The sequence below is a fragment of the Shouchella hunanensis genome (assembly GCF_028735875.1).
GTDB classification, from domain to species: domain Bacteria; phylum Bacillota; class Bacilli; order Bacillales; family Bacillaceae_D; genus Shouchella; species Shouchella hunanensis.
Genome location: NZ_CP117834.1, coordinates 3,268,101 through 3,280,942, shown reverse-complemented (window position 1 = coordinate 3,280,942; position 12,842 = coordinate 3,268,101). Strand labels below are relative to the sequence as shown.

The following is a 12,842-nucleotide window of genomic DNA, read 5'->3' as shown; positions in this document are numbered from 1 at the left end:
CTTTTCGCCATCTATGTATGTTCCATATTATAGCGATGTGCTTTTTCACCTGTCAAAATCGATGCCTAGTTTAATCGATGAAAAGCGCCTCGAATGGGTTTCGAGACGCTTTCTTAAACGAGTTTAAACGACTTCTTCGTTTAGCTCTTTTATAATCTCATGTGATTTTAATTTAGCCAAGTTACGCTTTGATATTTTAGGATCGTGGGTTGACAATTGTTTAGCAAATTCACTTGTTTGATCAGGAGAACCAACTAAATGCAGTGTTGACCATTGCTTTTGCTTTGATTCTTTTTCAATTTTTTGAGCAATTTTTTTAAACCATCGCTGTTGATTCGCATCAAATCGATCAGCATACTGCTCACGGTGTAGTGCAGCTCCTGTCTCACCTTGCGGCCTTGCCCCAACATACTCTTTCCAATCCTCAGACTCAACATCCCAACTATATTGCTTTTCTTCGATTACTTCACCAAGACTCGTTTCAACCGTATGTACATCGGTTTTTTTAATCATGACGATTCCTGATAAAGGATACTTCTCTTCTAATGTTTCAAGTTGATCAATAACAGGGTGCTTTTCCCACCGAAATTCATTCTCCACTGGGACTTGTAACTTCTGCAAGTGTACATCACCATTAGAAGAACCAATGAAAACAAGGCTTTTTGGCATATTGGTTGATAACGCCAAAATCTGTTGCTCAGCCTCTTTTTTCAGTTTTTTAAATGCCTGAAACTCGGTTTGATTATCACTAACCTCTAAATATTCTTCAAGCTTCTTTAGCCCATTCTTGAGGCGAATTTTCCATTCTCCTTTTTGTTGATCCGTGCTTGTTTTACCAGTCTGCAAATAGATTGTTAAACAGCCGTTCTCACATTGAATTTGCTTAAAGCGTTCCAAATGTTTTGCTAGTGACAATGTACACCCTCCTTATTATTGTGCTTTCGCTGTTAACTTCACTTGAATATTTCCTCTAGTGGCTTTAGAATACGGGCAAAATTGATGTGCCTGTTCTACTAATTCTTCAGCTTCTTCTTGTGAAACACCATTAATTTCGACGACTAATTCCGCTCCAATTTGGAATCCATTGTCTGATGGGTCTTTCACAAGAGACACATGCGCCGTTGTTTTTGACTCAATCTCTTTTTTTGCGTTAGCTGCCATTAAATTCAATGCCCCATCAAAACAGGAAGCATAACCTGCCGCAAATAACTGCTCTGGATTTGTGCCTTCCTTCTTTGAACCTGGTTTAACCAAGTTCAAGTCAAGAAATTGGTCATCTGAAGTCACTTGACCTTCTCTTCCACCTTGTGCAGTTGCATGTGATGTATAAACGATATCTGCCATAATGAAAACACACTCCTCTATAAAAACTTCGTACACTGACTGTATAGACGTTTTATCTATGAAGTAAACATGAAAAGTGGTTTTATTTTTTTACAGTGAGGAATACTACGTGTAGCTCATAAAAAGGAAGTGTTACTTATGGATAAATCGAAAGTGAAACAACAAATGTTAGCTGTAATGGAAGATCATAAGATTGGTTCTTTATCAACCGTGAAAGAAAATCGCCCCCATTCTCGTTACATGACGTTTTATCACAAAGACTTCACGCTGTATACACCAACGGATATCGGCACGTATAAGGCTAAAGAAGTCGAAGAAAACCCGCATGTACACGTTCTCCTTGGTTATACAGGCGAGGGCTATGATGACGCATTTATCGAATTTCAAGGAACAGCTACTATTCGGGACGATCAAGAAACGAAAAACGAATTTTGGCATGACACCCTTACCCATTATTTTGACAGTGCCACAGACCCTTCATATATTTTGCTAGAATTAAAACCAAAAACCATTCGCCTTATGAATAAAGGTGACCACACACCTTACGAGATTTCGTTTGATTGAGTTTATTCATTAAGATAAAAAAAAGACCAGTTACCGAATTAGTAACTGGCTTTTTTTTATTATGCTTTCTCCGGATAAATTTCCTTATAGATAAGCGTTGTTGATGCTGGTTTTTCTTCTTGCATATGGTAACTCTTTTGGACGAGTGCTATGATGTCTTCTACTTCTTCTCGGTTCGCATAGAGCGTAACGAGGGTATCATCGACTTCAACGCGATCCCCAATTTTTTTCTTCAGCTTCAACCCAACAGCAAGGTCGATTTGATCCTCTTTTGTAGCTCGACCTGCGCCTAATTGCATAGCAGCAACGCCAATTTTGTCTGTGGCAATTTCGTATACATAGCCTGCTTCTGCTGCGGGAACATCAATTTGATAGCGAGCTTGTGGGAATAACGTTTCATCATCAATTACAGCTGGGTTTCCACCCTGACTTTCAATAAAGACTTTCATCATTTCGATTGCTTTTCCATTTTCAATCACTTCTTCTAGCTGTTTGCGTGCCTCTTCCACACTGCTAGCCTTTTCCGCCAAGAAAACCATGTGGCTACCTAGGACGAGACACAGCTCAAGAACGTCCTCTGGTCCCTTTCCTTTTAAAACGTCGATCGCTTCTTGAATTTCAATAGCATTTCCAACGCCTTCACCTAAAGGTTGATTCATGTCTGAAATAACCGCCATCGTTTTCCGTCCAACATTTGCACCGATATTAACCATTGCTTTAGCAAGCCCTGTTGAATCATCAAGAGACTTCATAAATGCTCCAGAACCTGTTTTCACATCGAGCACAATGGCGTCTGAACCAGAAGCGATTTTTTTACTCATAATGGAACTTGCGATGAGCGCCATTGAGTTAACGGTTCCAGTCACATCTCGTAAGCCATATAGTTGTTTATCCGCTGGTGTTAAATTACCTGTTTGTCCAGCAACAGCTAAGCCTTTTGTTTGAACTTGATGTAAAAAGTCTTTCGTCTCAATGTCACATGAGAATCCTGGAATTGCCTCTAATTTATCAATGGTTCCTCCTGTATGGCCTAGACCTCGACCTGACATTTTTGCAACAGGTACGCCAGCAGCTGCCACTAATGGAACGAGCGCTATCGTTGTCTTATCTCCAACACCACCTGTTGAATGCTTGTCCACTTTAATCCCATCAATTGCTGTTAAATCTATTTGGTCACCTGATTCAGCCATAGCCAACGTAAGTTCGGCACGCTCATGTTGATCCATATCTTGAAAATAAATGGCCATAGCCAAAGCCGATACTTGATAATCCGGAATGCGGTTTGCAGTATATTCACCAATAAACCAGCGAATTTCTTCTTTTGTTAAGCTTAAGCCGTCTCTTTTTTTCTCAATAATGTCAACCATTCTCATTGTTTTTCCTCCTCTGTAATTACAAATTCTTTGATGTAAGCTCGTTTAAAAAGCTTTTACCGTATTCTGGAGCCGTTACATTAAAATTCTCAGCAATGGTTGCGCCAATATCCGCAAATGTCTCACGATGACCTAAATGAACCGGTTCCAATGTTTTACCGTAAGCAAGAAGAGGGACAAGCTCTCTTGTATGATCTGTGCCTGTATGAGTCGGGTCGTTTCCATGATCGGCCGTGATTATTAATAAATCGTCATCGTTTAACTTTGGCAAAAGCTCTTTAAGTTGTGCATCAAATTCATTTAACGATTGACCGTACCCTACTACATCACGACGATGACCAAACAGTGCATCAAAATCAACTAAATTCAAGAAGCAAAGACCCGTGAATGCTTCATCCATTTGTTTAATCAATTTATTCATTCCATCTTCATTTGAAACCGTTCGAATGGAAGCCGTTACCCCTTCTCCATCATAAATGTCAGAGATTTTCCCTAATGCAATCGAATCAAGACCTGCATCTTCAAGCGCATTCATAACCGTCTTGCCAAAAGGTTTTAACGCATAGTCATGACGATTCGACGTTCGCTTCCAACCAGAGGCATCGCCTACAAACGGACGCGCAATAATGCGTCCGACCATATATTTTGGATCAAGGGTCAGCTCACGTGCTATTTCACAAATACGATAAAGCTCGTCCACTGGAACAATGTCCTCATGGGCTGCGATTTGTAGAACCGAATCAGCAGAAGTGTAAACAATTAATTTCCCTGTTTTAACGTGCTCGCTTCCTAGTTCATCAAGGATTTCTGTACCTGATGCTACTTTATTACCAATGATGCCACGACCTGTTTTTTCCTCTAAAGCTTGTAGTAAGTCCTCAGGGAATCCGTCTGGAAAAACGCGAAATGGCTCATCAATCCGAAGACCCATAATTTCCCAATGTCCCGTCATCGTATCTTTTCCTACTGACGCTTCTTGCATGATGCCGTAGCTCGCACTTGGATTCGCAACGGCCTCAATTCCTTTAAGTGGTGCGATTTTCCCAATACCTAGTTTTTCTAGCTCTGGAATATGCAATGCGTCATACTGTTTAGCAATGGAGCCAAGGGTATTTGTTCCTTTATCTCCAAATGCCTCTGCGTCTGGTGCTTCACCAATTCCTACAGAGTCCATTACAATAACAACGACTCGTTTAAATACTTGTGTCACGTTTGTTTCCTCCTCAATCTTTGTAAGAACATGCTGCTTATGCGCGCGGATGGTGTTTTAAGTATACATCTTTCATACGCGTCTTCGTCACATGGGTGTAAATCTGTGTTGTAGAAATATCAGCGTGCCCAAGCATTTCCTGAACAGAACGCAAATCAGCCCCATTTTCCAGTAAATGCGTAGCAAAAGAATGGCGCAACGTATGTGGACTAAAGCTTTTTTTTATATTTACGTGTGTCGCACGCTGTTTTAAGATTTTCCAAAACCCTTGTCTTGTTAAAGGCTTCCCATAGTGATTCACAAAAAGGTAGGCATGGCGCTGCTTTTTAAGCAATTGTTGCCTTCCACTTTCTAAGTACGCCGTTAACGCTTTTGAGGCTTGTGACCCTAAGGGAACAATTCGTTCTTTATTCCCTTTGCCAATGACCCGTAAAAAGCCCATTGCTAAGTGGACATGATCCAATTCTAATGACGTTAATTCGGTTACACGCAAACCTGAAGCATAGAGCAATTCAAGCATCGCTGTATTTCGAAGCTCTAAGGGGACGCTCCCTACCGTTTGATGTTGCAATAAGAGCTCGACTTCATCTGCACTTAAAAAGTCAGGTAAGCGTTTTTCTTTTTTCGGTGATTCAATTAAAGAAGAAGGGTCACTCGAAGTAAATTGTTCCCTATATAAGAAACCATGCAGTGAGCGAACCGATGTGAGAATTCGTGCCAATGTTGCAGCTGATTTATCTTGTAGCTTTAGCTCGTACAAAAACGATTGAATCGTGTGGTGCGTGACATCTGTAAACGCCTCCACATTCTCTTTTTGCAAATAGTGGACATACTGCTTTAAATCTCTTCCATACGATTCTAGTGTATTAGGCGATAAACCTTTTTCAACTTTAATAAAATGGACAAATTGATTAACATCATTTTGCAAACCCATGTTGTACTCCTTACTTCTTATTCGCCATCTAGTAAAAACAACGTTAACCGCTGCAGCAAACTCCTATCTTCGTCACTGGCAACGGATGACGCTTTTAATGCATTTCCTTCTGGCACGTCATAACGATGGAGATCACTTAATTCATCCGTCACCCATAGAATACCATAGTAGAAGATCGCTGTGCATGCAACAAACAAAATTACCGCTTTCATTGTATGAAAGAGAATTTTCATTCTATTCCCTCGCTCTCTTTATTCACTCTATCTTCTACACTATGCCAAGTTCATGCAAGTCTATACATGAAAGAGCGATTATCCTTGTTTTTCTGTCACTAGCTGCCATTGGCATTAGGAAAAGATAAAAACCACCCGTTCGTATTGATAAAAACAGATGGTTTCAATTTGCTCCTATGATTAGTGAAAGAATAGGTTGATTAATGATAGAGCGTTTGTTTTTGGTAGGCAACTAGTTTTTGCTTATCTTCTTTTAATACGGCAAACGGATGGTGACCAAACCATTCAAGAGAAGCATGAAATGAGCTAAAATCATGGTTTGAAAGGAACTGGTGATAATCAATTTGTCCTGTAAACAAACTTGTCATTCCTTGTCTTGATGCAGAAGCATTAAATACGTTTTCAGGATGGAACACGTGTAAATGCCCACGATCGACTACGTTTTTCAGATGAAGATGCTCAACAAATGGTTGGAGCTGTACAAATGCTTCGTCAAGATTAGCGCCACTTTCCCAAGCGTGAAGCACATCAAAATTCACTCTTAGCGAAGGATGATCCACTTCAGACAGCAGCTGCAATGTAGAAGAAACCGTATCACAAAGGGTTCGCGGATGAATTTCAACAAGTATTAACTTATTTTTTTCTGCTGCCATCTTACACACATCTCTAAGTTGGTTAACGAGGTGTAGTCGTTCCTCCTTTCGAATCATTTCACTTCCTAATTCCCCAGCGAATACTCGAACTTTTAATGCGTTCCAACGATCCGCAAGTTGAAGCACATTTTTGGCGGCAAAATGGTTTTTTGCCCGTTCGTCATGTAACGGTAAGTAGTCGCTTAACATCGATACTGTTAAACCATATGATTCTAGCCATTCCCCATTTACATGTGCATGTGGTTTCAAATGACGTGCATGGTTACCCCAAAGCTCAATCCCATCAAAGCCCTGTCCTGTAGCCCATTGTGCAATGTGTTCAATGGACTGCAAACCATGTCGAAACGAAATGGTACAAACAGAAACGTTCACATTCACTCCTCCTTAACCTTCGTGCAGAATAAGTGGCTCTCTTTGTAAAAGCCATTCGTCAAAATAAAAAACCAATTGTTCTTTCAATTTCCGTTCTCGTTCATTTTGACGTTCAAGTTGGTCGCACAATTGCTCATAGTCCGCCTCTTTTTTCGTTTTCGCCACTTTCATCGCCTGATACTGAACGATTTTAAAGCCCTTCTCTAACGTCTCGATGTCATCACACCACTGCTCAAACGTATCTTCGCTAAACTGGAGTGCCTTCCAAAAGAACGCAAAAGCATGTTCATAAGCATATTTCCGAATAGCTAAAACAGGTAATTGTTTCATTACAAGTCCAAGCTCATTAAGTCGATGGCGCTGACTTCCTGACCAGAACGTTTCTACGAGTGATTGAAGTGTTTCTGTTAAAGGGTTTTCACGTTCTTTCATACAGGTTCGGAAATACGCTTTTATCGTGTCATCTGAAGGGGGCTGAATTGTGTTGCTATTAAACCGATAGCCTCCCCCCACATCAGGGGAACGAACTGCATTGAGAATCTGAACCTTTTCCATTTCCCCTTCCCAACGAAAATCAGGATCATACATCATCCATACGTCTTTATCCTTTGTTTTTTCAAGCATGACATAATGAGGAAAAGGCGCATGATGAAATTTGTTTTCTCGCTCAGGAAGTAACGCAAGATCAAGCATAACAATGACATGTGTATCGTCATCTTTTTCCTCGATTAAATGAACAAGGTACTCTACATTTTCTTCTTTACTAGCTGTGTTTTTATACCATTCATTTAATCTAATGCCATAAAGGGTTTCATACCAGTTTTTAAAGAAAGAGTGATCAACGTTTTTTTCATGGTACGTCAGGCGATCATTTTCATCTAGGAAAAAATCCGCATCCCATACACCAAAATAATAAGGACGGTGGTCAATTCCATTTTTCTTTAACACTTCACACACGCAACTAACAAAGCAATGCACTTTAATCATGGATAGCGGTTGTCTCTTCTTGACGTTGAATAAACTGAGCTAAGCGATCAACCGTCTCAAATATGGCCGGATCAATATACTCATCGGGGATAGCGATAGCATATTCTGTTTCGAGCTGTAATAAAATGTGTAGGATCATGACTGAATCAATGGCTAAATCTTCATTCAGCCTCGCGTGGTGATGAAATGCATCTATTGTCTGTAAAGCTAAATCTTCTTTAATAATCGTGTAAAGAATGGTTACAGCGTGCTCATACGTCATACGTAAACATCTCCAATCTGTTTTCTATTCACTTTTCCATTTGCTCCTTTTTGAATCTTTTCGACAAAATCGAATTCTTTTGGTATTTGATAAGCCGCAAGATAAGATGCACACCATTCTCGAAGAGCACCTATGGCTAAACCTGTCCCTACAACTTGGGCACAAACCCGTTCGCCTGATAAGGAATCTCTTCTTTTATAGACAACAACGTCTTCTACGCCTTGATGTTGGCGTAATACCTGTTCAACCTCGTGCGGTAACACGTTGATTCCGGCTACGTTAATAACATCGTCTACTCGTTCAACAAAGTACAAATGACCGTCTTTTCCGAAATAACCAAGATCACCTGTATTACAGTCTTCTACTGCTTTTTCAACGTATATAGCCGCTGGGTCCGTTATTACACCCGCTTTAACATGATGATGTGTTAAAGGCTTCCCTAAATCGTTCGGTTCACTTATGGATGTCGCAATACTAATACAGCCTACTTCTGAACAGCCGTATTGCTGCATTACAAACGTGCTCGCTTTTTTTATTTCTTGAAACCATTGATCAGGAAGCCGCGTCCCTGACGTCATTACTCCATGCAATTTTTTATCAGTTCGCTTCGCTAAATAATGAAGTAATGGCGGAGAGGCATACAGCACATGTTTTGGGTAATCTTTCGTCTTGCTTAAGACATAATTTGGATTCTGTGCCGTCACCACTACAACCGTTTTTCCTTGATCAATCCCCGCCATTACACCACTAATTAAACCGTAGGAATGCGTTATAGGGCAGGCAACAATGACTGTATTTACGTCAATTGAATGCCACATTTCACGGTAAGCACGTAATTCATCATCTATAGAAGCCCAGCTACGTACAATTCGTTTTGGTTGGCCTGTCGTTCCTGAACTGAATTGAATCATGCCCGGTTCGCTAATTGATTCGGCTTGATTTAATGTGAGTGGTGATTCAAAAGACTGATAAAACAAGTAAAAACAACCCGCTTCATTAGCAATTCTTTTTGCTGCCTCAACTGGTGTGGATGGATGGATCGGTACAATACTCGCTTGTTTTTCTTTTATATAATAGAGAAGCATTACCCACTTCCCTAAGTCCTCTGGACATACGGCGATTCGCCACCTATCCGCTTTTCGCCAAATGGGGTGGTCATTGAGCTGCTGTGTAAAACGGTCAAAGTCTTTCGCAGTGTAAAATTGATCGTTAATGATAAGCATAAATACCCTCCAATTGAATCGCATTTTTAATTAAATGCCTGCTCTCTTTCTCCCCAGTCCACTTCTTTCTAAAAAGTGATTCTGTTGTCATGACTTCTTTATGAAGATGTAGAGCGTGGATTCGCTCATTCTCTTTATCTTCTCTCTGCACATAGCGCGATAATGATTGATTAACAAGGTTCCAAAATGTCTCCTCTTCAAAATCAAGCTCACACTCCAACTGCCATGACAATTCGGCTAGATGATAGACAAATAATGTATCGACCACAAGTTCCCGTAGCGCTTCTGGAGAAGACATCCAATAATAGTCGTCAGTTGCGCCTTCTTTAAAGATTGAATGGATTTCGTGGAAATTAGGTATCGCTTCTTTCTTTTTTACATAAGGTTCGTAATATTCCAAACTATCATGAAAGTCTCTTAAGAGCACGCCAATCGGCCAGTTCGTATCCGAGAGAATCAGAATCATGTTTTGCCCATGAGCTTCTACCGCAATGCCGTGTGCCAAACAGAGGTGAACAACAGGAACAACGGCTACTTCAATAAATTGCTTTACCCAAGCTTCTATCCCAAAATCCTTAAGGAAAAGAGCTACAAATAAAGAACCGTCTTTTTCTTTCAGAGAAAGTGCATTTAATGGGATAGCGCGCTCACCTCTCTGTAACTGACTTTGAACCGATTCTCGAAAAATCACATTGATATTCCCCGCTATCCATGGATAGCGACTCGGCTCATAAGAAGCCCCAGCATACTCTTTTAACAAACGAACATCATGTTTTTTATGTAGAAAAGGATCTTGTTCCACCACTTCATGAAGCCATCGGGATAAATCTGGAGCAGCTGCAACACTTTCTGGCTGAACCGTTCGCAATGAAGAAGTATTGATCATTCGCAAAGGCAATTTTAACTGTGCTTGAAGCGGGTTGTCTTTGTTCATCACCGTCCGAATTGATTGTGATGCATTATAACGATCACCAAAAGTACCAAGATAAAGAACATCTTTTGTTTCAATCGCTTCTTTCAACTCATTGCTTTGTATGGCATTCCATTGCCATGGATGTACTGGGAGTACACGATAGTCATATAACTGCCCCCCTGACTGACACAAGGCCACTACAACTTTCTTCCATGTGCCATAGCCGAATTCTTTCTGAAGAAAACTATGCTCTTCTTCTGGATAATACGTGTTCACGTCTTCCTTTTTGACTCCTAACCATACAAGTGAAAAATCCGCTCCTGCTTCATTTCCGTACGCTCGGTGGTCTTTAAGCGAAAATCCTGTTCTTGCTTTAAAACAAGGATGATAAGGATGACCTTCTCCTATAGCCCCTTCCAACTGTTCATATGTAAACAATCGTCTTGATTTAGCCATTCTTATGTTTTGCTCATTCCACTCTGATAATAAGACTGTTTGCGATAATTCTGCATAAAGGGCTTGGCTTTGTTCAACTGATAATGCTGCATCTTCTACAATATCTTCTATTCTAGGAAATGTTTGAGTGCCAGCTTGGACAGACATAAGCGGCATACCGTGTAATCTTATTCGATCAAAGGCGGAACGTTTTCCAAGACATCGGTAAACATGCTTTTCCCCTCTAATCAAAAAGAACGTCCAGCCGTTTTGTGACGGTATTTCGTTATAAGGTAACAAATGCTCGTACAAAATGGCTTCAAAACATTGCCGAATGACACGTTGTTCCGCCCTACTTGGTAGATTAGATGGTTTTTGCATGTTGCACCTCCAGACTCGTCATTGCTTGAAACGGATTCTGCACTTTAACATAGACGGCTTGTTCTAGTTCTTCTGCCAATTCATCCACATCATGAAAACGAGTAAGTAAATTTGCTTTGAAAGCAAGCTCTGTTTTTACAAGTAAATCGTTAATAAATAAACGTCCAGCACCAGAACATTTCCGACTACAATGCTTCAATGCCTCTTTTAACACCTTTAAAAGTTGCTTTTCACACATTAAGCCATCTGCGCCAAATCGGTGGATAACAGCAAAGGCTTGATTCATCATTAAGTAATACGTAAATCGATTTTGAATAACATCATCGTCATAAAATAACCCTTCTGTTTTTTGCAATTCTGGTACTAGCGCAGTTAACTTTTGTCTGTATGATTCTGCTAAGTAGTAGCCTTGATTGTCGCGGTAATAATACATTGTTGGGTAGCCATTTTGTACATCAAGTAAACTATTTTGCTGATGGGCTTCAAGGGCAATTCCAAGTTCATCGTAAAGCGAAATGAGTGGAACAATAGCACTTTCCACATAAGTTCGAAACCATTTCTCACTTATCATGCGGAGAGAAGATCGCTCCTGTTGGGCAAGTTCTTTAATAATTGTTGCTACTTTTGAATCACTTCCCGGTAAAGGATCTTGAACAAGCGCCGCAATCGTCGTAACACCCCTACCACCATTTTGAAAAGGATTAGAGCGAACAATTGTTTCAAATCCTGATTCTTTCACTCCTGGCAGACGAACGGTAAGGTAAGCCGGATCATCAATGAATTGACATGTCTTACTTTTCCATCTTGCTCTTTGTAGTACTTTTCCAACAATAAGACCAGCCCGTAGTTCATGCCGCTTGTTCACTCTAAGGGAGTTGGTTACCTTTACTGGTATAGAAAACTTAAACATCCAATTACTTTCTTCATTAAATACCGTTCGCAATGAAGAAGTAGCTGTATACCATTTACCACAAGGGCCTTTGTCTTGAATAAGCCCTGTTTCCATCGCTTTTCGAATATGAGGCTGTTCTAATAAAAATTGCGCTTGTAATGGATGCATCGGAAAAGGAAACCATTTTTCATCAATCATTTGCAAGTCTGTTTCTTCATATACGATGTCCCATACACTTTTGTCTAACATGGACTCATGTTGCAAAATCGTATGATGCACATAAAAGTAATATAGCTGAAACTGCCCTTTTAATTCAGGTGCATAGGCAGCATGTTGCCAGTAAGCCATCCCTTGTCGACTTTTTGGCGTTGGATGGAGCCAGTGGCCAAATAAAAGTGACTGCTCCGCATCGATAAACGTTTGCCTTGGATCATGAATAGCTTCATCTGTTGCTAGCCGTTCTTCTAGATATGTACACATGGAGTGATAACTTTCAAGCATGCGAACAAGGCATTCATCAAAACAAGACCGTTTAGCGTTCCCATTATGAAGTGCTTGTAAATGAAGCTCTTGTATAAGAAGGATTAAAACAGATAGTGGTTCTTCTTGATGCCACCCTGTTTCGCGATTTCCCTTCAATATTATTCCAAACGAGTGGCGCCCTACAAAAGAGCGATACAACATTTCAATCCGTAAACTAGTGTGCTGGTGCGGAAGATTAATTTCTAGCATCTGTTCCGTTTGTAGTTTCGTCTTGTGCCGCGATTGACCATTTATTGAAACCGGCAAAAGCTCACCACTTAACGTTTCCTTTATGTAACTGTTTAAAAAGGCTTGTAAAGAGGCGTTTTCAGCGATACGTTTTGCAGAATGCTGCATGAATCTTTCCTTCCTCTCATAATTAATTGAAATCCATTCTCAATTAATCTCAAAAATAGCGATCGCACATGGTTGTTCGCGCGATCTATATAGCTCTATTATAATGAAAATGATTCTCATTATCAATATATTTTTGAATATCCTTCCAAATTCCTATTTCTATCTAACGAGAAAAAGAGAACCACCC

The 12,842-nt window shown here is 40.2% G+C and carries 13 protein-coding genes; 1 reads left to right on the top strand and 12 read right to left on the bottom strand.

Features of this window, described 5'->3' with window-relative positions:
• Window positions 1-123 precede the first annotated feature (123 nt).
• Both PQ477_RS16960 and PQ477_RS16955 read right to left on the bottom strand, forming a co-directional pair.
• Window positions 124-915, bottom strand: coding sequence for a VLRF1 family aeRF1-type release factor (locus tag PQ477_RS16960; RefSeq protein WP_186370771.1), 792 nt, complete (start codon window positions 913-915; stop codon window positions 124-126).
• A 15-nt stretch (window positions 916-930) separates the two neighbouring features.
• Entirely contained in the window at window positions 931-1,344 is a 414-nt protein-coding gene (locus PQ477_RS16955; RefSeq protein WP_035394057.1) for an organic hydroperoxide resistance protein, read from the bottom strand.
• Between the two features lie 138 nt (window positions 1,345-1,482).
• Here PQ477_RS16955 and PQ477_RS16950 point away from each other — a divergent pair, with 138 nt between their 5' ends.
• Window positions 1,483-1,908: a pyridoxamine 5'-phosphate oxidase family protein gene (locus PQ477_RS16950; RefSeq protein ID WP_274272530.1), complete on the top strand. Its 426-nt coding sequence runs from the start codon at window positions 1,483-1,485 to the stop codon at window positions 1,906-1,908.
• A 59-nt stretch (window positions 1,909-1,967) separates the two neighbouring features.
• On the opposite strand, the gene PQ477_RS16945 is transcribed toward PQ477_RS16950, so the two are convergent.
• From PQ477_RS16945 to PQ477_RS16900, 10 genes are all read right to left on the bottom strand, one after another.
• Window positions 1,968-3,281, bottom strand: coding sequence for a pyrimidine-nucleoside phosphorylase (locus tag PQ477_RS16945; protein ID WP_274272529.1), 1,314 nt, complete (start codon window positions 3,279-3,281; stop codon window positions 1,968-1,970).
• Window positions 3,282-3,300: 19 nt separating this feature from the next.
• Window positions 3,301-4,491: a phosphopentomutase gene (deoB, locus tag PQ477_RS16940; RefSeq protein ID WP_274272528.1), complete on the bottom strand. Its 1,191-nt coding sequence runs from the start codon at window positions 4,489-4,491 to the stop codon at window positions 3,301-3,303.
• Between the two features lie 37 nt (window positions 4,492-4,528).
• A complete protein-coding gene (xerD, locus tag PQ477_RS16935; RefSeq protein WP_274273591.1) occupies window positions 4,529-5,419 on the bottom strand; it encodes a site-specific tyrosine recombinase XerD in 891 nt (296 codons plus the stop codon).
• A 23-nt stretch (window positions 5,420-5,442) separates the two neighbouring features.
• Entirely contained in the window at window positions 5,443-5,658 is a 216-nt protein-coding gene (locus PQ477_RS16930; RefSeq protein WP_035394064.1) for a DUF4227 family protein, read from the bottom strand.
• 200 nt (window positions 5,659-5,858) lie between these two features.
• Entirely contained in the window at window positions 5,859-6,683 is an 825-nt protein-coding gene (locus PQ477_RS16925) for a sugar phosphate isomerase/epimerase family protein (RefSeq protein ID WP_274272527.1), read from the bottom strand.
• A 12-nt stretch (window positions 6,684-6,695) separates the two neighbouring features.
• Window positions 6,696-7,670, bottom strand: coding sequence for a DUF6005 family protein (locus PQ477_RS16920; protein WP_274272526.1), 975 nt, complete (start codon window positions 7,668-7,670; stop codon window positions 6,696-6,698).
• Window positions 7,663-7,932, bottom strand: coding sequence for a phosphopantetheine-binding protein (locus PQ477_RS16915; RefSeq protein ID WP_035394067.1), 270 nt, complete (start codon window positions 7,930-7,932; stop codon window positions 7,663-7,665). Before PQ477_RS16915 ends, PQ477_RS16920 begins: the two co-directional genes overlap by 8 nt.
• Window positions 7,929-9,155, bottom strand: coding sequence for an AMP-binding protein (locus tag PQ477_RS16910; RefSeq protein ID WP_274272525.1), 1,227 nt, complete (start codon window positions 9,153-9,155; stop codon window positions 7,929-7,931). The genes PQ477_RS16915 and PQ477_RS16910 overlap by 4 nt, the downstream gene beginning before the upstream one ends.
• A complete protein-coding gene (locus tag PQ477_RS16905; protein WP_274272524.1) occupies window positions 9,142-10,884 on the bottom strand; it encodes an IucA/IucC family protein in 1,743 nt (580 codons plus the stop codon). Before PQ477_RS16905 ends, PQ477_RS16910 begins: the two co-directional genes overlap by 14 nt.
• Window positions 10,868-12,655 (bottom strand): IucA/IucC family protein, encoded by a 1,788-nt coding sequence (locus PQ477_RS16900; protein ID WP_060705052.1) that lies wholly within the window; start codon window positions 12,653-12,655, stop codon window positions 10,868-10,870. The genes PQ477_RS16905 and PQ477_RS16900 overlap by 17 nt, the downstream gene beginning before the upstream one ends.
• Window positions 12,656-12,842 lie beyond the last annotated feature (187 nt).

Bases quoted from the DNA above. Each gene is read 5' to 3' on its own strand.
- PQ477_RS16955 (WP_035394057.1), bottom strand. From the start codon at position 1,344: ATGGCAGATATCGTTTATACATCACATGCAACTGCACAAGGTGGAAGA.
- PQ477_RS16905 (WP_274272524.1), bottom strand. From the start codon at position 10,884: ATGCAAAAACCATCTAATCTACCAAGTAGGGCGGAACAACGTGTCATT.
- PQ477_RS16930 (WP_035394064.1), bottom strand. From the start codon at position 5,658: ATGAAAATTCTCTTTCATACAATGAAAGCGGTAATTTTGTTTGTTGCA.
- PQ477_RS16915 (WP_035394067.1), bottom strand. From the start codon at position 7,932: ATGACGTATGAGCACGCTGTAACCATTCTTTACACGATTATTAAAGAA.
- PQ477_RS16910 (WP_274272525.1), bottom strand. From the start codon at position 9,155: ATGCTTATCATTAACGATCAATTTTACACTGCGAAAGACTTTGACCGT.
- PQ477_RS16920 (WP_274272526.1), bottom strand. From the start codon at position 7,670: ATGATTAAAGTGCATTGCTTTGTTAGTTGCGTGTGTGAAGTGTTAAAG.
- PQ477_RS16950 (WP_274272530.1), top strand. From the start codon at position 1,483: ATGGATAAATCGAAAGTGAAACAACAAATGTTAGCTGTAATGGAAGAT.
- PQ477_RS16900 (WP_060705052.1), bottom strand. From the start codon at position 12,655: ATGCAGCATTCTGCAAAACGTATCGCTGAAAACGCCTCTTTACAAGCC.
- PQ477_RS16945 (WP_274272529.1), bottom strand. From the start codon at position 3,281: ATGAGAATGGTTGACATTATTGAGAAAAAAAGAGACGGCTTAAGCTTA.